26 protein-coding genes are annotated in these 26,906 nt (G+C 59.4%); 16 read left to right on the top strand and 10 right to left on the bottom strand.

Going from position 1 to position 26,906, the window contains the following annotated elements:
* Positions 1-142 precede the first annotated feature (142 nt).
* Together CC207_RS26375 and CC207_RS26370 are read left to right on the top strand one after the other, a co-directional pair.
* The gene (locus tag CC207_RS26375; protein WP_081791567.1) at positions 143-544 is read left to right on the top strand and encodes a GFA family protein; all 402 of its coding nucleotides are present in this window, start codon (positions 143-145) and stop codon (positions 542-544) included.
* A gap of 78 nt (positions 545-622) precedes the next feature.
* Positions 623-1,513, top strand: a complete 891-nt coding sequence (locus tag CC207_RS26370) for a serine hydrolase (RefSeq protein WP_088853070.1) — start codon at positions 623-625, stop codon at positions 1,511-1,513.
* A gap of 18 nt (positions 1,514-1,531) precedes the next feature.
* Here the strand turns inward: CC207_RS26370 and CC207_RS26365 are convergent, their stop codons facing one another.
* From CC207_RS26365 to CC207_RS26355, 3 genes are all read right to left on the bottom strand, one after another.
* Positions 1,532-2,569 carry a sensor domain-containing diguanylate cyclase gene (locus tag CC207_RS26365; protein WP_088853069.1) on the bottom strand — a complete coding sequence of 346 codons (1,038 nt, stop codon included), beginning with the start codon at positions 2,567-2,569 and terminating at the stop codon, positions 1,532-1,534.
* Between the two features lie 113 nt (positions 2,570-2,682).
* Entirely contained in the window at positions 2,683-3,990 is a 1,308-nt protein-coding gene (locus CC207_RS26360) for an FAD-binding protein (RefSeq protein ID WP_256582369.1), read from the bottom strand.
* Between the two features lie 296 nt (positions 3,991-4,286).
* A complete protein-coding gene (locus CC207_RS26355; RefSeq protein WP_088853067.1) occupies positions 4,287-7,010 on the bottom strand; it encodes an AAA domain-containing protein in 2,724 nt (907 codons plus the stop codon).
* A 479-nt stretch (positions 7,011-7,489) separates the two neighbouring features.
* Here CC207_RS26355 and CC207_RS26350 point away from each other — a divergent pair, with 479 nt between their 5' ends.
* From CC207_RS26350 to CC207_RS26330, 5 genes are all read left to right on the top strand, one after another.
* Positions 7,490-8,200, top strand: coding sequence for an AraC family ligand binding domain-containing protein (locus CC207_RS26350; RefSeq protein ID WP_088853066.1), 711 nt, complete (start codon positions 7,490-7,492; stop codon positions 8,198-8,200).
* Positions 8,201-8,444: 244 nt separating this feature from the next.
* A complete protein-coding gene (locus CC207_RS26345) occupies positions 8,445-9,020 on the top strand; it encodes an NAD(P)H-dependent oxidoreductase (RefSeq protein ID WP_036986114.1) in 576 nt (191 codons plus the stop codon).
* A gap of 72 nt (positions 9,021-9,092) precedes the next feature.
* Positions 9,093-9,467, top strand: a complete 375-nt coding sequence (locus CC207_RS26340; RefSeq protein ID WP_028690755.1) for a MerR family transcriptional regulator — start codon at positions 9,093-9,095, stop codon at positions 9,465-9,467.
* 131 nt (positions 9,468-9,598) lie between these two features.
* A complete protein-coding gene (locus CC207_RS26335; protein WP_028690756.1) occupies positions 9,599-10,117 on the top strand; it encodes an AAA family ATPase in 519 nt (172 codons plus the stop codon).
* An 89-nt stretch (positions 10,118-10,206) separates the two neighbouring features.
* Positions 10,207-10,716 (top strand): GrpB family protein, encoded by a 510-nt coding sequence (locus CC207_RS26330; RefSeq protein ID WP_088853065.1) that lies wholly within the window; start codon positions 10,207-10,209, stop codon positions 10,714-10,716.
* Between the two features lie 141 nt (positions 10,717-10,857).
* Here CC207_RS26330 and CC207_RS26325 read toward each other — a convergent pair whose 3' ends face one another.
* Positions 10,858-11,268, bottom strand: coding sequence for a MerR family transcriptional regulator (locus CC207_RS26325; protein WP_028690758.1), 411 nt, complete (start codon positions 11,266-11,268; stop codon positions 10,858-10,860).
* A 73-nt stretch (positions 11,269-11,341) separates the two neighbouring features.
* Between CC207_RS26325 and CC207_RS26320 the strand changes: the two genes are divergently transcribed.
* Positions 11,342-12,406, top strand: a complete 1,065-nt coding sequence (locus CC207_RS26320) for an SDR family oxidoreductase (RefSeq protein WP_088853064.1) — start codon at positions 11,342-11,344, stop codon at positions 12,404-12,406.
* A gap of 286 nt (positions 12,407-12,692) precedes the next feature.
* Here CC207_RS26320 and CC207_RS26315 read toward each other — a convergent pair whose 3' ends face one another.
* The 4 genes from CC207_RS26315 to CC207_RS26300 all read right to left on the bottom strand — a co-directional run bounded on the left by CC207_RS26315 (position 12,693) and on the right by CC207_RS26300 (position 17,724).
* A complete protein-coding gene (locus CC207_RS26315) occupies positions 12,693-15,101 on the bottom strand; it encodes a TonB-dependent receptor (protein ID WP_088853063.1) in 2,409 nt (802 codons plus the stop codon).
* An 81-nt stretch (positions 15,102-15,182) separates the two neighbouring features.
* The gene (locus CC207_RS26310) at positions 15,183-16,181 is read right to left on the bottom strand and encodes a FecR domain-containing protein (RefSeq protein WP_158216156.1); all 999 of its coding nucleotides are present in this window, start codon (positions 16,179-16,181) and stop codon (positions 15,183-15,185) included.
* Positions 16,181-16,684 (bottom strand): sigma-70 family RNA polymerase sigma factor, encoded by a 504-nt coding sequence (locus tag CC207_RS26305; RefSeq protein WP_062360365.1) that lies wholly within the window; start codon positions 16,682-16,684, stop codon positions 16,181-16,183. The genes CC207_RS26310 and CC207_RS26305 overlap by 1 nt, the downstream gene beginning before the upstream one ends.
* Positions 16,685-16,806: 122 nt before the next feature.
* On the bottom strand, positions 16,807-17,724 hold the full coding sequence (locus tag CC207_RS26300) for a LysR family transcriptional regulator (RefSeq protein ID WP_028690762.1): 918 nt from the start codon (positions 17,722-17,724) through the stop codon (positions 16,807-16,809).
* A gap of 125 nt (positions 17,725-17,849) precedes the next feature.
* Between CC207_RS26300 and CC207_RS26295 the strand changes: the two genes are divergently transcribed.
* The 5 genes from CC207_RS26295 to CC207_RS26275 all read left to right on the top strand — a co-directional run bounded on the left by CC207_RS26295 (position 17,850) and on the right by CC207_RS26275 (position 22,172).
* A complete protein-coding gene (locus tag CC207_RS26295; protein WP_028690763.1) occupies positions 17,850-18,608 on the top strand; it encodes a 5-oxoprolinase subunit PxpA in 759 nt (252 codons plus the stop codon).
* 94 nt (positions 18,609-18,702) lie between these two features.
* Positions 18,703-18,948, top strand: coding sequence for an acetyl-CoA carboxylase (locus CC207_RS26290; protein ID WP_023629552.1), 246 nt, complete (start codon positions 18,703-18,705; stop codon positions 18,946-18,948).
* A gap of 10 nt (positions 18,949-18,958) precedes the next feature.
* The gene (locus CC207_RS26285) at positions 18,959-20,332 is read left to right on the top strand and encodes an acetyl-CoA carboxylase biotin carboxylase subunit (protein WP_088853061.1); all 1,374 of its coding nucleotides are present in this window, start codon (positions 18,959-18,961) and stop codon (positions 20,330-20,332) included.
* The gene (locus CC207_RS26280; RefSeq protein WP_028690765.1) at positions 20,329-21,201 is read left to right on the top strand and encodes an allophanate hydrolase subunit 1; all 873 of its coding nucleotides are present in this window, start codon (positions 20,329-20,331) and stop codon (positions 21,199-21,201) included. The genes CC207_RS26285 and CC207_RS26280 overlap by 4 nt, the downstream gene beginning before the upstream one ends.
* A complete protein-coding gene (locus CC207_RS26275; RefSeq protein WP_088853060.1) occupies positions 21,198-22,172 on the top strand; it encodes a biotin-dependent carboxyltransferase family protein in 975 nt (324 codons plus the stop codon). The genes CC207_RS26280 and CC207_RS26275 overlap by 4 nt, the downstream gene beginning before the upstream one ends.
* A 76-nt stretch (positions 22,173-22,248) precedes the next feature.
* Here the strand turns inward: CC207_RS26275 and CC207_RS26270 are convergent, their stop codons facing one another.
* Positions 22,249-22,806 (bottom strand): GNAT family N-acetyltransferase, encoded by a 558-nt coding sequence (locus CC207_RS26270; protein ID WP_088853059.1) that lies wholly within the window; start codon positions 22,804-22,806, stop codon positions 22,249-22,251.
* Positions 22,807-23,067: 261 nt separating this feature from the next.
* Here CC207_RS26270 and CC207_RS26265 point away from each other — a divergent pair, with 261 nt between their 5' ends.
* A complete protein-coding gene (locus tag CC207_RS26265) occupies positions 23,068-23,805 on the top strand; it encodes a hypothetical protein (protein WP_236179876.1) in 738 nt (245 codons plus the stop codon).
* A 179-nt stretch (positions 23,806-23,984) separates the two neighbouring features.
* On the opposite strand, the gene CC207_RS26260 is transcribed toward CC207_RS26265, so the two are convergent.
* Positions 23,985-24,899, bottom strand: a complete 915-nt coding sequence (locus CC207_RS26260; RefSeq protein WP_088853058.1) for a LysR family transcriptional regulator — start codon at positions 24,897-24,899, stop codon at positions 23,985-23,987.
* 156 nt (positions 24,900-25,055) lie between these two features.
* On the opposite strand from CC207_RS26260, the gene CC207_RS26255 reads away from it, so the two are divergent.
* Positions 25,056-25,436, top strand: coding sequence for a RidA family protein (locus CC207_RS26255; protein WP_143496182.1), 381 nt, complete (start codon positions 25,056-25,058; stop codon positions 25,434-25,436).
* Between the two features lie 166 nt (positions 25,437-25,602).
* Positions 25,603-26,316, top strand: coding sequence for a tellurite resistance TerB family protein (locus CC207_RS26250; RefSeq protein ID WP_028690772.1), 714 nt, complete (start codon positions 25,603-25,605; stop codon positions 26,314-26,316).
* Positions 26,317-26,906: the final 590 nt, after the last annotated feature.

Below are 26,906 nucleotides of genomic sequence, written 5' to 3'. Positions count from 1 at the left end.
ACGGGGAGGCGATTATAGGGGGTGGATTTTGCAGCTCGACAGGCGGGCGGCTTGATAGTAATCATCAGTGGGATCGATGGGTGGCCTGGGATAGAGCGTTTGGCCATCCCTCTCAAAGTTTTTCACCTGCACAGAAGGGCATATGACAGAGGCATACCAAGGAAGCTGCCTGTGCGCAGCGGTCAGCTACGAGCTGCTCACGCCACCCAAGGCCGTGAGTCATTGTCACTGCAGCCAGTGCCGCAAAGGGCACGGGGCTGCATTCGCGTCATATGGCAGCGTGCCGCGCAGCGCACTTCGCCTACTTCGTGGGGCCGACAGCATCAAGGCCTACGCCTCTTCGCAGACAGTGTTACGCGAGTTCTGCGGGGCGTGTGGCTCGACGTTGTTCTGGTCACGAACCGAAGGTGAGTTCGCCGGCTGGATCTCGATCGCGCTGGGTACACTTGATACACCGTTCCAGCCACGCAAGCAAAAGCACGTTTACATCGATTCTGCGGTGCCCTGGTATACGCCATCCAGTAATTGTCCCGAGGCCGACTGACGGCTGGCATCGCCGGAATGGGGTATGTTCTTGCCTCTGCGCTTGCTTACTGGCCTGTCATGACTGCTTGAGTATTCGATGCTGATTTCCACGTTATCCAACGGTCGATTCATTACGCCATCGCTCCAGGCCGAACCCTGTGTGCCATGGTGGAGTTTCACCAAGACGGTGTTGGCCGCGACCGCCCTGACTCTGGTGCGCGACCGACGACTCGCCCTGGATGCCGCGCTTCCTGAAACCACGTGCACCTTGCGTCAGCTACTGCGTCACGAAGCGGGCCTCGCGGATTATGGCGAGCTACCCGAGTACCACGCGGCGGTTGCCAATCATGAAGCCGCGTGGTCCGTGGACGAGATGATGCAGCGCCTGGATGGCGCTCGGCTTCGCTATGACCCTGGAGCGGGGTGGCGTTACTCGAATGTGGGCTACATGTTGGTCGCCAGGCTTATCGAACGTGCCACAGGCCTACCGCTTGAAGATGCGATCAGCCAGCAAGTCCTGGCTCCACTCGGTATCTCGGCGGTTCGCTTGGCAACCCAACGCGCAGATCTGAACGGGGATTACCTCGGCCATTCGTTGAACTACGACCCTGGCTGGGTCTATCACGGATTGCTGATCGGCCCTGTTTCGCAGGCTGCCCTTTTCCTGGAAAGCCTGCTCGCCGGGACACTGCTTCCGGCCGACCTGCTCCAGGAAATGCAGGCAACAAAGGTGTTGGGCGGGCCAATGACTGGCCGACCGTGGATTGCGCCTGGGTATGCCCTGGGCCTGATGCGCGGGACGATCGAGGGCGGCTTGACGCTGGCCGGGCATACCGGGTGTGGCCCCGGCAGTGTGGTGGCGGTCTATCGATGCGCGGTTGGGGAGGCCGTCGCGTGTTGCGCGGTATTTTCGACGGCCTCAGATGAGGGACGTATTGAGGCGCTGGTCGCTCAGGAGGTACGCAAGGCGCTTGAGGCTGCCTGTTAATTGTTCCGCCTTGGATTCTCACAAGATCGGCGGTGCATAGACAACTTGGTCGCGCCCTCCCTGTTTGGCTGCATAAAGTGCGCTGTCGGCGCGCCGTAGTGCATCATCGATCTGCTCGCTATCGGCGACCAAAGTACATCCCACACTGAGACTCACCCTCAGCGGACCGCTGGAGAGTTGCATCGGTCTGCTGCCAACGATCAGGCGCACGCGCTCCGCGATCCGCACCAGCTCGTCACGGTCCTTTACCCGCAGCAATGCGACGAACTCCTCACCGCCCTGGCGTACCAGCAAATCCTCCGGGCGAAGGGCAGCTCGCAGACGACGCGCACACTCGCAAAGCACCTGGTCACCGTCAGCATGACCGTACTTGTCGTTTACAGACTTGAAGTGGTCAAGGTCCGCATACAGAGTACCCAACTGCAGATCTTTCTCTTTTGCCAAACGGCGTTCACGATCCTGGAAGGCGGCCAACGCGCCGCGGTTCCATAGCTGTGTTAGCGGATCAAGCAAAGCCTTGCGTTGCTCACGGTCCATTTCAAGGCGTAAGTCGTGGTTGGCCTGTATCATGCTGCGCAGTTGCAGATAACCCTCCGCGAGCGTGGCCAAGTCTCTGAAGTTGGCCTGCTGGGCCTCACTTAGCAGGCGTGGGCGAGGGTCGAACATGCATAGCGTTCCGATCGCTTTGCCGTTTCCGGCACGCAAGGGGTGACCGGCGTAGAAGCGGATGTAGGGTGCGCCAAGTACCAGCGGATTGTCGGCGAATCGAGAATCGCACTCGGCGTCGGCCACCAGCAGGGTGCCCTCACCCAGAATGGCGTAGCCGCAGAAGGACACATTGCGCGGAGTCTCGTTTACGTCTAGCCCGATCCTGGCCTTGAACCATTGCCGATCGTGATCAATCAGGCTGATCAGCACAGTATCCACGTGCGCCACTTCTTGAGTGAGCCGCACCAGCGTATCGAGGTAATGCTCAGCCGGTGTATCCAGCACATTCATTTCATCGAGGGTGCGCTGGCGCAACGTTTCGTCAGTCGGTATGGGACAAGCCGGCATGTCGTTTCTCCAGTCCATGGGGTAGCGTCTCCCAAAAGGTAAGGTTTGACGCCGAGACTGAATCTACTCTAGACAGTTGAACGGATAAGGTCGAAACCATCAGTCGCCAAGGGTTATCCCGTTTGGTACTTGTCCCAGAGCTTGTTCCGGAGTCGCCCCTCTGGATCGACTTGCGCTTTGAGTGCTAACAGACGGCGCGCGTTTGGGTAGGCCCTTGAAAACTGTTCCTGCGTTGCATGCAGTTGGTAGGGAAGATAGTAGGTACCGCCAAGCAACAGCGCAGCGTTGATGAGTTCGCGTGTCCACACGCCAACTGCCTCGCGATCATCCACCCCGACGCGCTGCCAATAATAGAGCACGAATGAAAAGACTTCTTCGCGTGCCCAGGACAGAAACGAGTCGGGGTCGGCCGGAGCGTGTCGGATGGAGATATTGACGGCGTCAACGCTGTGCGTCTGAAGGATGGCGGCCATTTGCTTCACGAACGCATTGAATTGTGTCACTGGCACAAAATATTCTTGCAACGCATAGGTACTGTTTCGGGTTGCAATGGGGCCAAGCGAAGCGACATCCGCACTGGCCTCGTAGTTGCGCCGTACGACCGGTTGATTGAGATAGCGCAGTGGATCGACCACATCCTTGCGAATCATTGGACCACCGGGAAGCTTGGTCACACTCCACATGACGGTCTGGTTGATTTTGTACGACTGCCCCGGTGCCACCAGTCGTTCTTCGACGGTCAGCGCTTTGTCCGAGGCACGCCAAGTGACGGAAGTAGCCATGTCGAAATAAGGGGGGGCCAAATCGGCATTATGCAGGATAGCCTGTTCGTTCTCGCGGACTTGGTCATTGAAAAAACGCGGGTAATCAGCAACTGGCATGCGGCGGGTCTGACGTTCAATTGTGATGTTGGACGCGAGGTCCAGCTCGACCTCAGTGATCACCCACATTGCACCATAGCCACCGATAGCAGCGTAGAACAGGTCGGAATTTGCGCTGCGGGAAGCTTCTACTACCGAACCGTCCGCAAGCACCAGTTGCAGAGAACGCACCGAGTTGATGACCGGACCTGCGCCGACATAGCGTCCATGACCATTGACTGACAGCGAACCGCCGACGGTGAAGTTGGCATAACTCTGCATGATTTTTATCGAGAGATCGTCCGGGTCTATGACCGACTGCAGGTCACGCCAACGCATCCCTGTTTGCACGCGTATGACTCTGCTCTCAGGCGAATATCGGATCACCTGATTAAACTGACGCATATCGAGGTGCAGGCTGTTTTCGGTAGCGATCTGCCCCCCCATGCTATAGCGGCCACCACCGATGCTGACTGGGCCTGACGACATCGCGAGCGCCCGCTGTATTTCGCGCGTGGTGCGAGGTGCGAGCAAACGATTGACCCAAATCGGATTGAGCATCGTCACATCGTTCACCAGGACGCCCGATGGTGCCGCCCATGATGACCACGGTGAAAGCACACTAACGGCAATCCCGGTCATCCCAGCCTGGAGTAGATGGCGCCGAGTGAGATTAGGCGACGATTCTGAAACGGCATGCTGTTGTGTACTGTCGATCAATTGCGCTCCCTCGCGGTGAATCAAAATTAACCTGCGCCTTCGGACTTCAAAGCAGACTAGTGTCCTGTCTCGGAAATACGTTCTCTTTTGGCGAGTGGCTTGGGTGTCCGGCCAAGGCGCCGCCAGAAGTGAACAGCTTAATTCCGAGACAGGACACTCGGAGCAGGCCTGGCCCACTGCGCCAGAAACTCGGCAATTCTGCGCTCAATACCACTCTCCACCGTCCGCAGCCGCAGAATGGGAAGGCCACTGGCCGCTAGAATCTCATTCTTCCTGGCGTCCCTAGCGGCCTGCACGGGGTGGTCGTGATACCCGCCATCGACCTCGATCACCCCAACCGGGGTCTTGCCTACTTTGAAATAGATGACGAAATCGCAACTGGCGCGCCTCATGAACGCCCGCTGGGTTTGCGTCCACTCGGGCTTGCTCGGCGATGCGAGCTTATCCAGGTGGATTTGCGTGTGGAACGTCAACGCATGGCACGCCGGGGCCAAGAGCGCTTCGCGCAGCAACTGCGCCACGATCTGCTCGGACTTGTAGCGTGAATCCTCGGGCCGCAGTCGGGCCTTCAGGCGTTCCAGGGACTGATCGTACTCGTGGTACAACAAGTCGAATGCCGACACCACTGGTGCACGCACGATCTGCTCGTCCTGTGCGTAATAGCTGATGTAGCGGATCAGCGCGGCAATGTGGCCATTGTTCTCGGTGAACACCTCGTCACCGGTCACCAGGGTGAAACGATGTTTGGCCCGCGACACTGCCACGTTGATCATGCGCGGGTCGTCGACGAAATCCAGGCGTCCTTGCGTCTGGTTGTAGCGCTTCTTGTCTAGCACGGTGGAAAAGACGATCTCGTCGCACTCGCGCCCTTGGAACTTGTGCACTGTGTCTTTGACGAAGTCCGCCGGCAGGTGCTTGTCGCAAAGGTTGACCTGTGCCCGGAACGGGGCGATGTAGCCGCGTCCTTCACCGTCCACTACAACAGATTGCCTCTCGTCTTCGAGCACCTTGAGCAAGGAATCCAGCTCCCGAAGGTTGGTGTTCTTGCGTGCGTGGTTTCCCTTGGCGGTCACCACCAGGCGCAGGGGCTCCTCGCCGTTGTCCACGGTCATCGGCACCAGTGCGTTGTCATAGAACTGCTGGTTGCAGAATTGGATGATCCTGGGGTGGCAGCGGTAATGCTCCTTCAGCAAGGTCCTTGGCAGTGCGTTCTGGAACACGGCAATGCACGAATCCAGCAGGCTGTAGTGCTCGCAATCGTAGGCCTCGACCGGCGCCTGCAGCCCCAGTTTCACGGGGATGTGCGGCAACTGGCGGTTGTCGCCGACGACGATCAGATTCTTGGCGCAACCCAGCGGCAGGATGCCCGGCACGATGTCCTGCAAGGAAGCTTCGTCGATGATCACGTAGTCGAGGATCGCCCCCGGCGCGATCGAGTTGACGATCGAGTGCGTGCCGCTGCCCAGGATAGGGAAACGCTGCACGAAGGCATCAAAGTCCCTGCGGTAGGTCTTGACATCGAAGCTGTCTCGCGGGGGAACCTTACCTTGTAGATGCTGCTTCAGATGGTGCATTGATGCGGTTGTCAGCTCTTTGAGCAACGCCGTGAAATTTGCGCGCGCCAAGGATTCACGGCACGCCCGCAGCTCGGTTTCCTTATCCTGCAGCGACTTGTCGTAGTAATGCATCTGCAGGGCATGGAATGCGGCCATGCGCGTCTCGCCCTCGGCGAACGGCTTGGTGCGAAAGACTCTGAATTGGAGCAGCAGCTCGATGCGGTCCTTGAGCTTCACGCGCTGCTCGCCCAAATGCGCCAGGTAGGCCATGAGGTCGGCAGTCTTGCGAGGGGTCAGCCCGTACTTGTCCAACGAGCCTGTGGCCTGCACACCGTTTTCTAGCTGCCACTGCTGCAGGTAGCGCCGCTCGATGACCAGCTCGTCCAGTTCGATCTGCAGTTGTGCCGCCCGGTTGTGGTCGTGCAGGTGCTGCTTCAGGCGGGTAAGCAAGCCCTGGATTTCTTCCTGGGACGGTGCCGGCCCGGGTGCGCTGGAGGGCCATGCAGGCATGTCGTCGAAGAAGGCTTCGCGGTTTTCCTTGTTGCCAAGCTTTGCGACCAGGTAGCCCAGGCCGCATTTCTCAAGCTTTTCGTAGACGTTTGCCACGGCCGCATTGTTGTTGGACAGCACCGCAACCGTCTGCCCGCGCAATAGGATATTGGCGAGGATGTTGAGGATGGTCTGGGTCTTGCCGGTTCCCGGTGGGCCTTCGATCACGCTGATTTGCGCGCTGAATGCCCGCTCGACGGCCTGGTACTGGCTTTCGTTCAACCCGAACGGATAAATGAGTCCCTGACCCGGGGCGAGCGTGCCGTTGCGCCCGGTGCAATAGGCTTGCAAGGCAGTGCTGGCGATGGCGGGCAGTTTTCCAAGCTGAGTTACGACATTGCTGGCTATGTCACGATCAGCCTTCGAATGCGCTTGAGCGTGTCGGGCACTCGCGACCGCAGTGAAATAACCGAAGACCGGCGTGTCCTTGATCGAGGTAGGGGCGGTGAAGACGATGCCGTCCATCTTGTGGACATAGGGCCTGGTGCCGCCCGGATAGTGCACCACGGCATATCGCTCGCCGTAGATCACCGCTTTGTCGATGGGTTTGACGATCGTGCTGCCAGGTTTAGTCAGCAGTACATTGCTCAACTCGCGGGAAGGTGATACTCGGCAGTTACTGAGCGGGCGGGTGTATTTTTTACTGGAGGGGAAATGACAGGTCAGTTCCAGTGCTTCGTACTTTTCGCTCCAGTGAATCGCCCAGTCGCTGATCTTTGCGGTCTTGTCCTCACCATCCACCTGAATCGAAGCCATATTCCCTTATTCCTGTGCGCAGGACATTCGGTTACGTCGTGTACCGGATACTGCTTTCCCTGATTGGTGCCATAGTGCCATTATTGGGTGCAGGTTCGATAGCTGGTGTGTGCGTTTTCCTGCGGGCATTGAGGTCGATGACGCCTTGGAGATGGCGGAGCAGACTGAGGTCTGAAGCGATGCGTCGCCGATTGAAGCATGACCGTCGTTATCCAATCCATGGCGGTCCCTCAACATAAGTGCCTATCGGTCAGAAGCGCTCGGTTGCTTTCATAGATGCATGAGTCTATTACGGCGGTTCACCTCTGGCTGTTTGCTGCTCTCAGCGCAGGACCGCTATGGGTCGATAGCAGCCGTTCCCGGATGACCGCTTTCGACCCATAGCGGACATTCAGCGGAAATGGATTGGGTGTCCGCGCAAATCTGAAATAGGATGGGCCATCCTCATCCACCATTGCGCACTAGCAGCAAGCTTATCCATGGAACGAAAAGCAAGCCCGTCCTGCGCTGATTGGGTCATACGCAGTGCCACGCCTGGCAGCGTGGAGCGTATTGAGGCGTGGTTTGGCGGCCATGGCTACGACCCCCATCGGCACGATACCTACTCGATAGGCCGTACCCTTGCCGGCGTGCAGAGCTTTCACTACAAAGGGGCGCTGTGCCACGGCGTGCCGGGCAACACCCTGGTGCTGCACCCGGACGAACTCCATGACGGCATGGCCGGCACGGATATCGGCTTTCGCTACCGGATGGCCTACATCGATCCTTCGCTGATCCAGAGCGTGCTCGGCGGCGAACCGTTGCCGTTCATTGCCGGCGGGCTGTCCAGCGACTCGCGCCTCTATCGCGCCAGCGAGGCCTTACTGATCGAGCAGCAGTGGAGCCCAAGGGTGGTCGCGGAAATGAACGACTACCAATTCAAGGTCGTGCGCATCGAAGGGGAATTCATCTGGCACTCGCACCCGGAGACGGATGAAGCGTTCCTGGTGCTTGCAGGCACCTTGCGTATCGATCTGCCAGAGGGCAGCGTGTATGTGCGGCCGGGTGAGCTGTATGTCGTGCCGCGTGGTGTAGCGCACAGAACAGCGGCCCAGGCGGAAACGAAACTGATGATGATCGAGCCGCGAGGCGTTCTGAATACCGGTCATGAAGGAGGGGGGCGAACTGCGGTGAATGACGTCTGGATCTGAGTTGACGATGCAGGCGATGAGGCCGGTACTCACTAAATGGCCTTGGATCGATGTGCGCCTTGAGTCGGAAGCGGGAGCTCACGAGCGGTCGTTTTCGAGCCATAGCTGCCATTCACCAACGGCAGGATTTCTAGCTTTGGCCGCTGGATGCCGCGCACTGAAACGGCCCCAGAGCAGCCTGAGCAGTTGACTCTCCCGTTATGGTCAGGCTTTACCCTGCACGCTTCATGTTCAGGATGAAGTGATGATGAGCAAACGAGTACTGGTGGTGCTGGGGCACCCGTCAAGCGAGAGTTTCTGCGCAGCGCTGACCGAGAGCTATGTCGAGGCGGCCAGAAGTGCCGGCCATGATGTCAGGGTGTTACGGCTTGATGCTTTGAGCTTTGACCCGGTATTACGCAGCGGCTACCGGCAAGCGCAGCCACTGGAACCCGATCTGCTCAGGGCCCAGGCCGACATCACCTGGGCCGAGCACCTAGTCTTTATCTACCCCATTTGGTGGGGCGGTATCCCTGCACTGATGAAAGGCTTTTTCGACCGCGTGTTCCTGCCCGGTTTCGCGTTTCAGTATAGGGCAGGCAAGGCTTTCCCCGAGCAACTGCTCAAGGGTCGTACAGCGCATCTGCTGGTGACGATGGATACACCGCCGTGGTACTACCGCTGGGTGTATCGCATGCCTGGCCTTCACCAAGTGCGCAAGACCACGTTGCAGTTCTGCGGTATCAGAACGCTGCGTACCCTGATGTTCGGGCCACTGCTCGGCTCCAGCGCGCTGCGGCGTGGAGCCTGGCTCGAACAGGCACGAGGCATCGCCAGCTGACCTGCGGCTACGTGGTTCCAGAACCGCTGGCGCCATGCAATGATGCCCCGCTCCCTGATGAAAAGGACATTCATGTATATCGGCAAAGCCGCCCAACTGTCGGGCACCACGGTCAAGACCATCCGCCACTACGAAGCGATTGGCCTGCTGCCACCGCCCAAGCGCCAAGGGCAGTACCGCGTTTACAATCAGCAGAGTGTCGAGTTGCTGACGTTCATCAAATGCGCGCAGCAGTTGGGTTTCAAACTGAAAGAACTGCAGGCCATTCTGCTGAGGCATCAGGGTGCTGATTTGCCGTGGGACTTGGCGGGCAAGGTCATTGCCGACAAGAAACGCGAAGTGCTGGGGCAAATCACTGGGCTGCAGAAGATATACGCAGGGCTCGAAGCGTTTGAAGCAAGCCTTGCAGGTGCCAGGTATCAGTGCGGGCTTAAACGTCTGCCATAAGCTCCGTGAGAGCGGCAGGGAACAGAATACGGGACCTGCGTCCAAACGGCTTCGAGAGTGTGCTTGCGGTTGACCATGTCGGCCATTGCCGTAAAATCGCGCGCCCAAAATCCAGCCGGCAGGGCGCTTCAATGCAACGGGTGATGATCATTGGCCAGCCAGGTTCTGGGAAAAGTACCTTGGCGCGCAAGCTCGGTGAGCGCACGGGCTTGCCGGTCGTGCATATCGACACGATTCACTGGCAGCCAGGGTGGGTCGAACGCAGCCGGGACGAGAAGACGCGTCTTTGCCATGAGGTCGAGGCCCGTGAGCGCTGGATTTTCGAAGGTGGGCACTCGACCACATGGAACAATCGGCTGGCCCGCGCTGACATGCTGATATGGATCGATCGCTCGGCGCCACTTCGATTCTGGCGCGTGTTCCTCAGAACGATGCTGAACCGCGGCCGATCCCGGCCTGACCTGCCGGACGACTGCCCGGAACTGCTGGCCAACTTGCCGGAGTTTCTCGGCTTCATGTGGCGGACGAAAACCTCGTCCCGGGAGGCAATCAAGCGATTCGTGGCGACAGTCCCGTCGGGATTTCGCGTGGTCTGCCTGCGGTCCAACCGGGATACCGAGGTATTTCTCGCGAGTCTGGGCACAGGCTGATCAGGCTGCGCAAGGTTATTAGATCTCGTGGCGGCAGGCGCCTGCCGTGAAGGCGTGTCAGAACGTTTTAACCTGCGCAAGGATAGCCCATGGCGCTGACCAGCAAGATCACGACCTACAACCCTGAATGGCCACAACGGTACGAGGCGGACAAAATGCTGCTCGTCTCGGCATTCGGTGATGAGCTTATCGCCATGCACCATGTGGGCAGCACGGCTGTCCCGCAACTCGCCGCCAAGCCCGAGATCGATGTGCTGATCGAGGTTTCAGAGCATTGCAATGCAGCAGCCCGAGACGAGGTGTTGCTTAGCTTGGGGTATGTACGCGGCAGTGACCTGTCCGAAGGGCACCACTTCTATCGCCGCAATATTGGCGAGGTGCGCACCCACAAGGTCCACATCTGCAGATGTGGTCACCCTTCAATCATCCAGATGCTGACCTTCAGGGAACTGCTCAGGAACGACACCTCTTTGCGCCAGCGATATCAAGACCTCAAGATCGAGCTGGAGGCCACCAATACCGGGGGGATGGCTGAATATCTGGAGAAGAAGGGGCCATTTATCATCACGGCGTTGCTTGAGGTGGGCATCAGACGGTGATGAGGGCGATTCGTTGACTCAAGCGGGGTTTACGCCCTGATCGCCTCAAGCAGCCCTGCGATGCCGAAGATGCTCATCATTCGCTTGAGGTTGTAGGTGAGCACGTGAAGGCTCATTTCAGTGCTTACCCTCGGCAGGGTTTTACTCAGGATGCGTTGCGCCATGCCCCTGTACAGGAAGGTGAGGAATAGTTTGCCCGAGGGCAATGGCACTGGTTTCAAGCTTCACACGCTCTGCTTCCAGAAAAACATACGTGGCTTGCAAGGTGGTGATCTTCGTCTGAATTTCGGCCATCTTGCTGGCGACCAAGGCCGCGCCTTGCGCGCAATTGATCGTATTACCCCGCTTGGCAGCAAGAATGTCGCCAATCTCGGCGAGCGAAAAGCCCACGCCCTGGGCACTCTGAATGAAGGCCAGGTCAACAACGGCCTGATCGCTGTAGCTGCGATAGTTGTTGGCTTGTCGATGGGCCACGATAAGCCCGAGTTGTTCGTAATAGCGCAATGCATGGCGGCCAACTCCACTACGGCGCTCCAACTCTCCAATGTTCACAGTAAAAATTCCTTGACTGTAGAGCAGACTCTACACCTTAGCCTGCCCCCATCATCCAAACAAGGATTCAGGCATGAGCGCGGAATGTTTCGTCACAGGCGGCAGTGGGTTTATCGGTCAGCATTTACTGGCTCGTCTTACTGCGACAGGGCACAAGGTCTGGGTGCTTATGCGCACCCCTGCAAACCTTGAGCGCCTCAGGGAGCAGGTAAGCCGACTGGGTGGTAACCCTGCCTGTATCCATGCCGTTGAGGGCGATATCAGCAGAGAGGGGCTTGGGCTCAGCGAGGCAGACAAGCAGCGCGTGTCGTCGGCCTCTGTGGCCTTCCACCTCGCGGCACAATTTTCCTGGGGGCTGACAATGGAGCGCGCCCGCGAAGTCAATGTGCAAGGGGCGCTGCGAGTCGCCAGGCTTGCGGCGAGCCAGCGCATCCGCTTGCTGATGGTGGGTGGCTTCATGCTGCAAAACCTTTGCCACCTGGCCAGTATCGGGGTGGACAATGAGCGCCCTGAAAACACGAACTGGCCCTCCGTCTACGCCCGTGCAGGTGGCTACGAAGGCAGCAAGCTCGAGGCTCATTTTGCGGTCATCCGTTACATGCAGGAGGTGGGCGCGGATTACACAATCGTTCACCCGGCTACGGTGTGTGGCCACAGCGAGAGCGGGCACATTGTCGAAGGACAACCTTTGGCCGAACTCATTCGAAATCTGGCACAAGGCCGGTTCAAGGCTGTCCCCGGCTCCACCAGGCACTGGTTGCCCTTAGTCAGCGTCGATTACCTGGTGACCATGATAACTTGCGCGGCGTTCGACCCCTCGATGGCCAACCAGCAGGTCCTGGCGCTTTATGAACATACACCGAACTTGCAGGAGATGCTGGGGCAGATAGCCAAAACGCTGAATATAAAGGCACCCCGTCGCCATGTAGCGATAGGGTTGCTGAGATGGCTTTTGACAATTCCCGGACTGGCGTCCCGATTCGCGATCAGCGCCGAGTCATTGAACTTTATTCAGACGCAACGCTTTGACATGCGTCATAGCCGGCAACTGGAACTGAAGTATCAGTTGACACATCCGGACATGGCGCGAGCTTTGGAAAAGACAGTGCGCTACGTCAATGGTTACTTGACCCATTGAAACACCCCCCCTCAGGCAATAGGCTGGGCCACGCCCACGCCCACGCCCACGCCCACGCCCACGCCCACGCCCATGCCATGACGCTCGCCATGCTGCCGATTACGGCCTATGGCTGCTCTTCACCAAAGGCAGCCATGGGGCGAAAACTGTCGGTTGCATCTGACCGCTATCGACCCAGGCGTATTTTCTCCAGGTGATGCTGACGCTACTGCTTCGTCATGGTGTGGTTCAAGGGCTGCGCTGGATTGAAACCGATGGCCCTGCTTCAGCACGGCGCGTGCGAACGTCAGAAGGTGTACTTGATACCCGTCATGATGTTCCTTGGAGCACCGTACATACCGTGGTCGCCGGCATAGCTGAGGTATTCGCGGTCGAACACGTTGTTCAGGTTGACTGACGCACTCAGGTGCTGGTTGAAGTCGTAGCGAGCCAGGAGGTTGGTGACGGCGTAGCTGCCCTGGGTGAAGGTGTGCAGGTCGGCACCGGTCTTGCTCTGCCAGTTCACACCACCGCCGAGGGTGACCTTGTCCAGAATGCCCGGCAGGCGATAGCTGGTGAAGGTCTTCAGACTGTGGCGGGGCAGGGTGGTAACGATACGCTGGTCGTCAGCGTCGGTGCTCACCGCATAGGCATAACCGGCGGAGGCCTGCCAGCCTTCGGCCAGCTCTCCGTCCAGGGTGAATTCAGCGCCCTTGGTGGTGGTGCCCTGTTCCGACTTGTAGGTATTGCCGCCTGGGGTATCGATCCAGATCGCCAGGTTGTCCTGCTCGATCTTGAACAGCGCGATGCTGGAGTTCAGCTTGCCGTCGAAGTGGCTGCCCTTGACACCGACTTCATAGCCGGTGCCTTCCATCGGATCCAGTGGCTTGTTGTTGATGTCGCGAACCCAGGACGACTGAGGGTTGAAGATTTTCGTATAGCTGGCATACAGCGACCACGTATCGTTGACGTCATACACCACGCCGGCATATGGAATGTAGACGCCGGTTTCCGATTCCTTGGTCTTGGTGTGTTCAGCGTTGTAGGGTTTATCCTCGATCTCGCGATGCCAGTCGATCACGCGGCTACCCAGCAAGATACTGAGATCGTCGGTGGCGTGCAGGCGCGTGGCGAGGTAGGCGGCATATTGGGTTTCGTCGACAGTGGACTTGCCCGTGACGTCGAATTGCGGTTTCACCGAGGCGCCGTTCCAGTTCAGCAGGTTGTCGATTGCGCCGGCCGGGGAGCCGGAATAGTCGTATTTCCAGCCGCCGTAGCTTGGCACATTCTCGTAATAGTTGGACAAGGTCACGCCGGCGATCAGCTCGTGCTCGCGACCCAACAGATCGAATGGGCCGGTCAGGTAGGCATCGATGTTGTTCTGGCGGGGAACACCGGAGAAGCGCACTGGCAACTGCGTGGTGCCACTTCCGTCCGGGTTGAGGCTGCCGTTGACGTAGTTGAAGACTTCGTCAAACTTGTTTTCGGAGTGGGTCAGTTCGATCTTCCCGCTCCAGCCATTGGCAAACTGCTGTTCGATCGAGGTGAAAAAGCTGGTTTGTTCATGGTCGTTGTAGGACCAGGTCTGTGCCGAATTGAGCGAGCGTTTGAGGTTGCTGCGAGAGCCGTCGGTGAAACGGGTCGGCAGTCCGGAGCGCATGGGCGAGTCGACGTCTGTGCGTTGATAACTGAAGCCCATGGTCAACAGGGTGTCCTCGGTCAGGTCGAACTCGGTAATGCCGTAGATCAGTTGCGAGTCCTGCTTGTAGCGGTCGATCCAGGACTGCTCGGTCTTGAAGTCGGCGACCAGGCGACCGCGTACGTTGCCGGTTTCGGTCAGCGGGCCAGACACATCAAAGCCGGTACCGTAGCGGTCCCAGCTGCCGGCTTCAGCGCTGACGCTGGCCTGAGCCTCGGCGGTCGGACGCTTGCGGATCAGGTTGATCGTCGCTGAAGGGCTGCCCAGGCCGCTGATCAGGCCGGTAGCACCGCGTACCACCTCCACACGGTCGTACATCGCCATGCTCTGGGTGTAATTGTCCATGCGCTTGACGGTGGGCACGCCATCGATTTCAAAGTTCTGGATCTCGAAGCCCCGGGAGAAGTAACCGTCGGATTCGGCACCCTGTCCGTCGCGCAGCACGATGATGCCCGGTGTGGCATCGAGGGTATCGCTGAGATTGGTCAGGCGCTGGTCATCCAGGCGCTGGCGGGTCATGACGGTCAGCGACTGCGGGGTTTCCTTGGGGGTCAGGTTCAAGCGGGTCGAGCTGCTGGATGAATAGGTGGTATAGAGCCCAGTGCCTTCTGTAGTCGACCCGGGAGCCTTGCCCGAAATGGAAATGCTCTGAAGCTCCAGGACGGCAGAGGCCGGTGCACGCTGGAGGGTGTATCGCCCATCCGGCTGGCGAACCGCAAGGAGTTGGCTGCCCTCAAGTAGCGCCTGTAAGGCACCGTCGACCGTGTAATCGCCACTCAAGCCAGGGCTGTTTTGCCCGGCAATCAACTCATTGGGGAACGACAACAACAAATGGGCTTGCTGGCCCAGCTGATTGAGCGCAGCGCCCAGTGGCGCCGGGGCAATTTCGTAGTGCTGCACGCGGCTATCGGTGGCTGCCCAGGCTGGCGATGAGGTGGCGAGCAGAACCGCTGCGGTGCAACCCAGGGTAGTGGCGAGCGAGGTAACGGAGTACGAGGAAAAACTGCGGTGGTGCATGTGAAGTTTCCCGATGATTTTTGATGTATGGCCTATGAGTCTCGCCAGAAATCAAAACGGCTCATCGAGGACGAAAAAATTTCAAACGTTAGCGGGCAGGGGACGCAAGTTGACCCACAGGCGAGTGAAACGCTGTACATCCAGTTTCAGTGTGTGGGCGACGGCATCGATGATTCGATCGCTGTCTGCCAGCGGGTAGGTGCCCCATACGCGCAGGTTGGCCAGGGCGGCGTCGCACCCAAGATGCCCATGGCGATACCGGCCAAGTTCGTCGAGAAACGCCTTGAGCGGTTGGCCGTTGGCGACGATCATGCCTTCGGCCCAGGCGGGAGAGGATGCTTGCATTGCCCCCTGATCGAGTATCCCGAACGGCCCGAAACGCGCCAGCTGCCCGGCTTGCAGAGTGGTCCAGAGGTTGGCTTGGGTCGGGCTTATTTCAAGCGAGCCATGATAGATCGCCAGCTGGGTTGAGCCATTGTCAAACTGCCGCATTGTGAAGCGCGCCGAGGACGCCTGCGCCCGAACCTGTGCGGTTTCGATAAACAGCGCCGGGTTCAAGGCGGTGTTGATCAGGACCTCGCCGCTGAGTAATCGAAGGTGCCAGCGCTGGTCAGCCGTGCGAGCATTTATTGCGCTACGGGTATTGAGTTCAAGCGACAGATCCGAGGCCAGCGCAACACGTCGGCGCTCGCCCACGCCCGTGGTGTAGTCGGCACTCATGCGCGACATCAACTCGCTGTCTCGACCCAGCCAGGCACCGGTACCTGCAGCCAACATCAAGGCCAGGCCCTTTATTGCCCGACGCCTGCTCAGCCCTTCCTGGGAGGGAAGCAACAGGGCCTGTCGGGCGAGGTCTGGATCGCCTTGGGTGCGCAATGAATCGAGCTGCGCCCCCAACTCCAAGGCTTTTTCCCAGGCCAGTTCATGCAAGGGGTGTTCACTACGCCATGCCATGAATGCGGCCTGTGCGGGTGAATCGAAATTGGCCTCCTGCATATCGAGCCACCACTCCATCGCCTCCTCACACATTTTCGGCGATAGCGAGGGTTCTCGGCCAAAGGCGTTTGCGGTGATAGTCATTACAGTGCTTCCGTCACCAGCATGCATCGCGCACCTGCCTTGATGATATGGCGTTTGACGGTAGCGATTGAAATACCCAGTCGCTCGGCAATATCTGCGTGGCTGAGCCCATCGAGTTGCGACCAGAGAAAAGCCTTTTTGACGGCGACATCCAGTTCGCACAGCGCTTCGTCGAGTCGAACCAGCGTCTCGAAAATAATCAGTTGGGTCGCCAGGTCCGGCAGCACGCTTTTGTCTTCGGTCTGGAGCGCATCCAGATAGGCTTTTTCCAGGCGTGCGCGGCGGTAGTGGTTGGACAGGACACTGCGTGCCACCTTGGCCAGGAAAGGCCGAGGCTGGCGGATCTCAAGCGCCTCGTTGCTGGCCAACAGGCGCATGAAGGTGTCCTGCATCAAATCAGCGGCGCGGTGTGAGCAGCTCAATTGCCGATACAGCCAACTACGCAACCAGCGGTGTTGCTGTTGGTAAAGAGCAGTGAGCTGAGCGGTATCGATAGATGCCATGAGCTGTCACGAAATTGGTGCAAATGAGACTTAGTATCATATGAGATTAATTGGGTAGCGACAAGAATGCAGGAGGGCGCGGGGCATGATTGGCCTGATGGATGAGGGGCATTTGCTTGCTTTCAACGCCGTGCGGAAAGTTGTTGCGGCGCCAGGAATGCATCGTGGAAGTAATGGTGGAACGCGTGCATCGCCGGGCTGAATTCCCGCTCGCGATGCCAGGCCAGGCCGACGCTCATGGGGGTGACCTTGTCGGTGATGGTCACCGTTTCGATGCGTTTACCTTCCAGCGACCAGGGACGGTGTACCAGGTCGGAGAGGATCGCCACGCCGCTGCCGTTGGCCACCATGCTGCGCACTGCCTCCACAGAGCTGGTGCGGATTCGCACGTTGGGCTGCTGCTGGGCATGTTCCCAGTAGCGCATGGCGCTTTGTTCGGCTTCGTCGACGGTAAGCAGGATGAACGGCTCCTGTGTGACGTCGGCAAGGCTCACAGCCGAGCGCTCGCACAGCGGGTGATGGCTGGGCAGCCACAGCCGGCGCTCGGAATTGAACAGGGTTTTCGAGACGATGTCCGGGTGGGTCAGGTTCGAGGTCAGCACCACCGCCATGTCGAATTCGCCTTCGAGCAGGCCTTGCTCGATGGCCTGGCGCTCCCGTTCGTGCACTTCGATGGCCACGTCCGGGTGCCAGTGTTCCAGGCGTTGCAGGTGATGGGGCAGGAAGTAACCGATCACCGTGTAACTGGCCGCTACCCGCAACAGGCCGGTGGCGCGAACGTCCGGCAGTGGGCTGTTGAGGGCGTCCTCGACGCTGCGCAAGATCACGTAGGCCCGATTGAGAAAGTGCCGTCCGGCATCGGTCAGGCTCATGCCCTGGGCCGAGCGCTGGAACAGTAGCGTGCCGAGCATGCCCTCCAGTTCCTTGATTGCAGTGGTCACCGCCGACTGGGAAATATTCAGATGAATCGCAGCTTGGGAGATTTGCCCGATCTCGGCCGTGGCGACGAAGTAGCGAACCTGGCGCAGGGTCAGTGACATGAACACTCCGCTTGATGAGGTATCTGATTTTCAGAAGACGCCCCCTCAGATAATAGATCTTCCCAAGGGGGTGGCTGGAACTTAACGTGCTCTGCATGAAGTCACAAGCGTCAGGAGCACGTGTCATGCAGGCAGTAGATTTCAATTCGGACATGGGCGAAGGCTTCGGTCCGTGGACGATCGGCGACGGGGTCGACAACGAACTGATGGGCTTCATCAGCTCGGCCAACATCGCCACCGGTTTCCATGCCGGCGACCCCGGCACCATGCGCCGCACGGTCGAGCAGGCCAAGCGCCTGGGCGTGGCCGTCGGTGCCCATCCGGGCTTTCGCGACCTGGTCGGGTTCGGCCGCCGCCACATCCATGCATCGGCCCAGGAGCTGGTGGACGACATGCTGTACCAGCTGGGGGCCCTGCGTGAGCTCGCCCGAGCGCAAGGCGTGGCCCTGCAGCACATCAAACCGCACGGTGCGCTGTACATGCACCTGGCCCGGGACGAAGAAGCGGCGCGCTTGCTGGTGGAAAACCTGCAGCGCCTGGAGCCTGAACTGCTGCTGTATTGCATGCCCGACTCGACGATCTGGCGTATCGCCACTGAGCTCGGCCAGCCAGTGATCCGCGAGTTCTATGCCGACCGCGAATACGACATCAGCGGCTCCATCGTCTTCACCCGCAATGTGCGTGCCTACGACCCCGCGCAGGTCGCTGCGCGGGTCCTGCGTGCCTGTCAGGAGGGCGTGGTGCGCACGGTGGAAGGTGAAGACCTGGCGATCGAGTTCGACTCCATCTGCTTGCACAGCGATACACCCGGAGCCCTGGCTCTGGTCGAGGCCACCCGCAAAGCGCTCGATGGCGCGGGGATCGAGGTGCGCGCACCGCGATAACGCCACCGAAGACACCTGGCGCACAGACGCCAGGGTTTGCTCGACACACAGATTTTTTGCCTGCCTTTCTACAACTATTCCAAGAGGAACAGACATGGCGCAGCACACCGTCATCACCCCGTTGCCGGGGACTTTCTACCGCAAAGCCACCCCGGAATCGCCGAACTACGTCGAGGCCGGTGCCAACGTCAGTGCCGACACGGTGATTGGCCTGATCGAGGTCATGAAGCAGTTTTCCGAACTGACCGCGGGTACGGCAGGGCGTCTGGACGCGTTTCTGGTCGAAGACGGTGATCCGGTGGAGCCGGGTCAGGTCATCGCGACACTCGAAGACGCGTGAGGGCACAACCATGACCCAAGGCATTGGTAAACTGCTGATCGCCAACCGTGGCGAGATCGCCGTGCGGATCATCCGTGCCGCGAAAGCGCTCGGGATTCCAACCGTGGCAGCGTGCAGCGAAGCAGACGTCGATTCCCAGGCCGCGCGCATGGCCGACGAAGTACACATCCTTGGCCCGGCCCGCGCTGACAAGAGCTACCTGAATGTCGAGGCCTTGCTCGGTGCCCTGAAGGCCACCGGGGCCACTGCGGTACACCCCGGTTACGGTTTTCTTTCGGAAAACGCCGAATTCGCCGAAGCGGTACTCGCGGCTGGGGCGATTTTCGTCGGCCCAAGCCCCGAGACCATCCGCCGCATGGGTGACAAGGCCGAAGCCCGGCGCACCGCGCAAGCGGCGGGCGTGCCGGTGGTGCCCGGTTCTGCCGATGAACTGTTCGATGTGGAGTCGGCGGTCGAGGCCGCCAAATCCGTCGGTTTCCCGTTGCTGATCAAGGCCTCGGCCGGAGGCGGTGGACGCGGCATTCGTCTGGCGGAAAACCCGCAACAGTTGCGCGAAGAATTCCCCCGTTCCCAGCGCGAAGCCCAGGCCGCCTTTGGCAATGGCGCGGTGTATCTGGAGCGCTTCATCGGCAAGGCCCGGCATATCGAAGTGCAGGTGCTGGGCGACGGCAAGCAGGCGGTGCACCTGTTCGAGCGCGAATGTTCGCTGCAACGCCGCCGCCAGAAGATCTTCGAAGAAGCGCCGTCACCGATCCTCGATGCCCAGCAGCGCGAGTCTCTGTGCGCGAGCGCCGTGCGCCTGACCGAGGCGCTGGGATACAAGGGCGCCGGCACCCTTGAGTATCTGTACGATGACGCCACCGGCGAGTTTTTCTTCATCGAGATGAACACACGGATCCAGGTAGAACACCCGGTCAGCGAGCTGATCACCGGTATCGATCTGCTCCAGGCCATGCTGCGCATTGCCGGTGGCGAGCCACTGGGACTCAAGCAGAGCGATATCGCAATCAACGGCGCGGCCCTGCAGATGCGCCTGAACGCCGAAGACCCCGCGCGGGATTTCTTCCCAAGCCCAGGGCTTGTGCAAGCGCTGAACTGGCCACAAGGCGAGGGCGTGCGGGTCGACAGTCATCTGTATGAAGGCTACCGGGTGCCGCCCTACTATGACTCGCTGCTGGCCAAGCTGATTGTTCATGGCCGTGACCGCGCCGAAGCCCTGGCCCGCGCGCGACTGGCGGTCGAGCAGACCACGCTCACCGGCATGGCCAGCACCTTGTCGTTGCATGGGGAACTGCTGGAGCAACCCTGGTTGCACACCGCCGATTTCCACACCGGCACGTTGGAAACCTGGCTGGCCGAGCGCCGCAGTGGAGGTGCAGCATGAGCAGTCCGATTCGCTACAGCTTTGGCGCCGACGAACATCTGTTTGCCGAAGTCAGCGACAGCATGTCCCTTGAGGCCTTCTTCAAGGGCATGGCGGTCACCCGCGCGGTGGAGCGTCTGGCCCTCGATGGCGTGCTCGACGTGTGCTTGGCCAACGCCTCGTTCCAGATCCGCTTTGACCCGGATCGCATCGCGCCGGCAGATCTGCTTGAAGCAGTGAAGGGGGCCGAGGCCCAGGCCGTGGCCGAGCGCACCCTGCACACCCGGATCATCGAGATCCCGGTGCTCTACAACGATCCCTGGACCCACGAAACCCTGATGCGCTTTCGCGACCGCCACCAGGACCCGAATGCCACGGACTTGGAGTACGCTGCGCGCATCAATGGCTTGGCCGACGTCGAGGCGTTCATCGCCGCCCACAGTGGCGCGCCGTGGTTCGTTTCGATGGTGGGCTTCGTGGCGGGCCTGCCGTTCATGTTCCAGATGGTCGAGCGCGAACGGCAATTGCAGGTGCCCAAGTACCTGCGACCCCGCACCGACACACCGAAACTGACCCTGGGCCATGGCGGCTGCTTCGGTTGCATTTACTCGGTACGTGGCGCCGGTGGCTACCAGATGTTTGGCGTCACTCCGGCACCGATCTACGACCCGCAGCAGAACCTGGCGTACCTGAAGGAACACATGGTGTTCTTCCGCCCCGGCGACATCGTGCAGTTCAAGCCAATGGACCGCGATGCCTATGATCACGCCGTGGCCGAGGTCGAAGCCGGGCGTTTTGATCTGCGCATCCGTCCAGTGGAGTTCTCGCTCGATGCGTTCCTCGCCGACCCGATCGGTTATCCCAAGTCTCTGCAGGAGGTGCTGGCATGATCAAAGTGCTCAAACCCGGTCTGGCCACCTCGGTGCAGGACCTCGGCCGCGAAGGCTACTACCACCTGGGTATACCGCCTTCCGGGGCGCTGGACCAGTACGCCCTGAGCGCGGCCAACCAGTTGGTGGGCAACCCGGCCAATTCGTCGGCGCTGGAGTGCACGTTACTGGGGCCGGAGCTGGAGTTTCAGCAGGACACCCTGGTGGCGGTATGTGGCGCGCAGATGACGCCGAAGGTCGATGGCGTGGACATGCACTTGGACACCGCCTTCGAAGTGAAGGCCGGACAAGTGCTGCGTTTCGATTTTCCCAAGGCTGGCGCGCGGGCTTATCTGGCGGTGGCCGGCGGTATCGATGTGCCGGTGGTGCTCGGCAGTCGTTCCACCTACGCACTGGGGGCGCTGGGTGGTTTTCAGGGGCGCAGGCTGGTGATGGGTGATGAACTGCCGATCGGCACCGCCAGCGGCAAGGGGCGTGCCGGGGCGAGTCTGCCCATGGCGTTGCGTCAGTCTCTGGGAGGGGAGATCACCCTGCGGGTGGTGCCGGGGCTGTACTACGACCGCCTGACCCTGGCGGCGGCGGACAGCTTTTTTGCCGAAGCCTGGACCGTCGGTTCGGAGGCAGATCGCATCGGCTACCGCTTCAAGGGTGGCAGCCCGCTGAGCTTCCAGCCTCGCGAGCAGCCGTTCGGCGCTGGCTCCGACCCTTCGAACATCGTCGACAGCTGCTACCCGATCGGCTCGATCCAGGTGCCGGCAGGGCTCGAGCCGATCATCCTGCACCGCGATGCGGTGTCCGGTGGCGGCTACGCGATGATCGGCACGGTGATCAGCGCCGACCTCGACCTGGTCGGCCAGATGCAACCCAACCAGAAGGCCCGCTTCGTTGCGGTGACGCTGGAAGAGGCGCTGCAAGCCCGACGTTCCTATAAGAAAAAGTTCAACTGTCTGAGCAAGCTGTTCCCTTCCTGAAAAGCCAAAAAGGCAAGCCAACGCCGCACTTCGGTGCGGGGGCGGCTGCCCGCGCTTCAACCTCTGACGTAAAGCACTAGCGACTGGCAGTCGATCTTTCTAACCAGTCAGCACGAGTCATCTCCCATACTTCGACCTCCATCCGTCCAGATACGAAATCTCCTGCCCGCACCTCTACCAAGCGCATACCCTCATGTTTCGAGACCTTGCGAGATGCGTCGTTGGCAACAGCTTTGGGAACCTGCATGACCGGACGCGACAGTGTCTCGAACCAATAGGCATTGATAATCCGGCATGCCTCGCGCATGTAGCCCTTTCCCCACCACTGTGGTGCGAGCCAGAAGCCCCTGTTGTTTCCAGGCTGATCATACAAACTGATGCTACCCAGGGTGCAGCTAGCTTCGTCGCGCATGCGGATCATCCAGTGCCATTCACGACCTGCTGCCATGGCAGGCAGGGCGATATCTCGGACATAGATCAGCGCCCCGTCTTCTGGATACGGCCATGGGACACGACGATCCAGATAGCGAACCACCTCCCAGCAGGGGAACAGCTCCTGAATAATGGGTGAATCCTCTAACTGAAGGGGGGTGAGAACCAGCCGGTCAGTGATAAGCGTCGAAAGACAGTCCATGACATTCGTTCCCGGGCATCCCTGTGAGACGTTGATTATCTGTACCGGGCTGGTTTGTGTCGACCGCTGCTGGCTGTTATCTGTGCTCCGCCAAGGGCAGCTATGGGACGAGAGCAGTTATCCGTGTCTGGCTGCTTTCGACCCGAAGCGGCCGTTCACCGAGGTCGGCAAACGGCCAATAGCAATCATTCTGGCTTCTACTCACTTATAGGCTATTCAGGTACAGTCATAGCCCCAAAAATGTGAAAAAGGACGTTCCCAGTGGTAAAGGCTTCCCTAAAGAGTTTTTTCACTATTTGTTCTGTTTTCTTAATAACGCTCGCAAACGCAAACAGCCTGAGTATATCCACCGAAGGCGATGCACTGTACTTTAAAGCACTTCCCTATCTGGAAAAGATCGACGAAATAAACAACGACATCTTCAATATTCGAAATCAGTTATCTGCCAACGAGACATTCCCTGATCAGAAAAAGAAAAAATACAGAGATGACATACAGGCGCTTGTCAAAGAGGGAGTGCCCTTACTCCAACGTTCAGCCGAGGCAGGTAATCCAGCGGCACAGTATCGTCTAGCACTGATAATGTCGACTTTTGAATCTCGTGATCAAGCCGTCGAAAACGTCTGCACCCTCCTTAGGTCCAGTCTGAGCAATGGATTCACTCCGGCGGGTTTACAAATGACCTACTACTGCTTCGACGAGGTCAAAACACCTGAATTCCGAGCACTTATCGACGCATTGCCTGAAAATGATACCCTGTATAGTAAGTACTACCCTCAACCAACGATGATGCCGAGTTGCGATCACGTCAGTCACTCTCGCAGTAATACAATCGTATTGCTCGACGAAAAAAGCTTTCGCGCCAATCTTTATATGAGTTTTTCGACTCAACTGTCGACGCGAAACCTTAGACAAGAACAGCTCTCCTATCTCAATAAAGCCGCCGAACATGGATGTGCTCGGGCAATAGAAAGGCTAAAGCTCAGCGCTGGGAGTTGAGGTACAGTTGCTTTTTTTGCGTAGCACTCCATTTCGCCCGTTTCAGTCTATCTCCAGCGTCCGCTTTGGGTCGGAAGCGGCCGGTCACGAAATGCCGCTAACGACCCATAGTTGGCCTTCGCCGCACTGTCAGAAAACGGGCAACAGCGGAAATTCGCTGGAGCGGCCTTGCATCTGTTTCAGCCAATCACTGGCGCATGCTCGGCCATCAATTCGATTATCCAGTCGATAAATACCCGAACCTTGGCGCTGACATGGCGATTCGGCGGGAAAGCCAGGTACATCGGCATTGGCGACATATGCCAGTCTTCAAACAGCGGCAGTAGCTCCCCACTGTTAAGGTGCGGTTTGGCCATGTACTGCGGCAGCCAGAGCATCCCCAAGCCAGCCAGACCGGCGGCAAGGTACGCATTGCCGTCATCGACCGTCAGTTGCGGACGGGGCTGGACCTCTATGCGCTCCTCAGCTCGCTGCATCACGTAGGGCAAGGTTTTGCCTGTTCGAAACCAGAGAAAGCCGATGGTTTTGTGCTGGCCTTCCGCTAACTCACGCGGGTGTGCCGGTGTCCCGAAGCGCTGCAAGTACCCGGGCGTGGCATAGATACCGAGTTTCAAATCGCCCACATGCCTTGCCACCAGGGACTGATCGGTGATCTCGCCGCCACGTACCACGCAGTCGATGTTTTCACCAATGATGTCGACGATGCGATCGCTCACGCCCACGGTCAGCTGGATTTCCGGATAACGTGCAAAGAATTCCGGCAAGGCGGGTATGAGCAGCATTCGCGCCAGCGGGCTGGGGACATCCACCCGCAGCCGTCCGCGTGGTGTCGTGGACGCGCTGGACAAGCTGGTCTCGGCGTCGTCCATGTCGATCAGTAGCCGAACCACGCGTTCGTAGTAGGCCGCGCCATCGGCGGTGACATTGACCTTGCGTGTGGTGCGGTTGAGCAGGCGCACGCGCAGCCTCGCTTCCAGCTGCTGAATGAGCTGCGTCACGGTGGTCTTGCTCATGTGCAGGGTGGCGGCCGCCTTGGTGAAACTGCCGGTTTCCACCACTCGGGCAAACGCCTGCATTGCATCGAATCGGTCCATTCCACGCCTCGTTCGCACCTGGATTGTTTGGAGTATACAAACAGTCCTGGCCAGAACTGCCCGTTTATCCAGGTAGGTGGCCTTTTTATAGTGGTCTCACCGTAAACACCGGGCCGCGATGACCCAGAACGAGGTAGGCAATGTCCAGTAAACGTGATGTCGGTTTTTCCACCCGATCGCCATGCTTTGTACGAGCTGCACCGCTACTCGCCGGCGATTCGCTCCAACGGGTTTCTGTTCGTATCCGGTCAGGTCGGCAGCCGTAAGGACGGCTCGGCCGAGCCTGACCTCGCTGAGCAGGTTCGCCTGGCCTTCGCCAACCTCAACGCGATCCTGGCCGAGGCCGGCAGTAGTTTCGAGGATGTGGTTGATACGACCATCTTCATGGTCGATCCCGACTCGAAGTTTGAAACCATCTGGGAAGTGGCGGCCGAGTATTGGGGCGAAGCGCCTTATCCTACGGTGACCGCTCTTGGCGTGACCTGGTTGTCCGGCTTCGATTTCGAGATCAAGGTGATCGCGAAACTACCGCAATAGAGGCGGTCAAGCTCCTGCTTCCGGTTCAAATCGAAGGGAGCGTTCGTGCTATTTCGCTGCACTCGGTATGCCCCCGCTTACCCGTCGGCCAGACGGTAATGGCGGTTCGCCTTGCGGGGGCTATCGTTGCTTGTCTGGGCGACGACTACCGACCGAGGGCGGTGCGATGAACACGAGTGATCTACTGGAACAGTTGCTCCGGGCCGGGCAGGGTTCGCAAGCACAACAAGGGCGCGGCGGCATGTCAGCGCAGGATGGCCTGGGCGGCTTGCTGGGAGGGCTGCTTGGCGGCGGCATTACCGCAGGTGGCAGTGGTGGCCTTGGTGGTTTACTGGGCGGCCTTTTGGGTGGCGGTGGTGGCAACGCCGGCGCTTCCGCTCAGGGACGCTCTGCTGGCGGCGTCAATTACGCGGCTCTGGCGTCATTGGGCATGATGGCGTTCCAGGCCTATCAAAGTTGGCAGCGCAGCCAGGCGGCCGCGCCGCAACAGGCCGTGCGTACCGTGGATCAACTGTCCGGCCCCGAGGCCGAAGATCACAGCCATGCGATCTTGCGTGCGCTGATTGCGGCAGCCAAGGCTGATGGTCGCATCGACCCGCAGGAAGAACAGTTGATCTATGCCGAAATCAAACGTCACACCAGCGACCCGCAATTGCAGCAATGGCTGGATGAGGAAGTCAGCAAACCCCTCGATGCTGCCGAAGTGGCACAGTCGGCCCAGGACTCGGGCATGGCTGCGGAAATGTATCTGGCCAGTGTGATGCTGGTGGATGACCAGCAGGATGCGGAGCGGGCCTACCTTGATGAATTGGCCAGTGCGTTGGGGATCGATCCGACGTTGCAGGTACATCTGGAACAGCAGGCGAAGGGGGCTGCCTGATCGATCCGAAGTGGACATTGACCCAAGGCGCTGTTCTCAATGCAATCTGGTTGTTGGGCTGCGTGGGAGCGGGCTGGCCCCGCGATCACCGGTAATGCCGGTGCCATACGCCGCATCGCGGGGCAAGCCCGCTCCCACGTTGGTAATGCTTGTAACGTTGTTTCCTGCACGACTGTGTAGCCCATAGGGCACGGCGATCTCCTGCAAGAGCTTGACCTGGGCTTCAGCCCACCTCCGTGAACCGACGCCGCGTCACGAACAGCCCCACGCCCAACGGCACGGCTGGGTAGAGGGGCAGGGGAGAGACCCCGCGTCGCGTCCTACAGGGATTAATCAGATTTTCCCTATTTCGAGTAGTCCGTTTCCGAAGCATGCTTTAGCCGCTTTTACGCCTTCCAACAGAGGTCTAGTCTCGCTGGGTCGCTGCAAAAAGTAGCGGCCGGGTCTGCAAGCCTGAGCGGGACAACTAGATCAGCGCCACCTATTGCCATTGGTCTCAAGCCACTGGCAGTGCGTTATGGTGGCTGCGTACGGGTGGCCTTCGGGTCAGCCGGGCTTACTCTAGTTGCCCCGGTCTTGCAGGCCCGTAC

It is taken from the genome of Pseudomonas sp. DrBHI1 (genome assembly GCF_002205115.1).
Taxonomy (GTDB): Bacteria; Pseudomonadota; Gammaproteobacteria; order Pseudomonadales; family Pseudomonadaceae; genus Aquipseudomonas; species Aquipseudomonas mosselii.
Note: the sequence above shows the minus strand (reverse complement) of the source record. Positions and strands in the feature narration are given on the sequence as shown.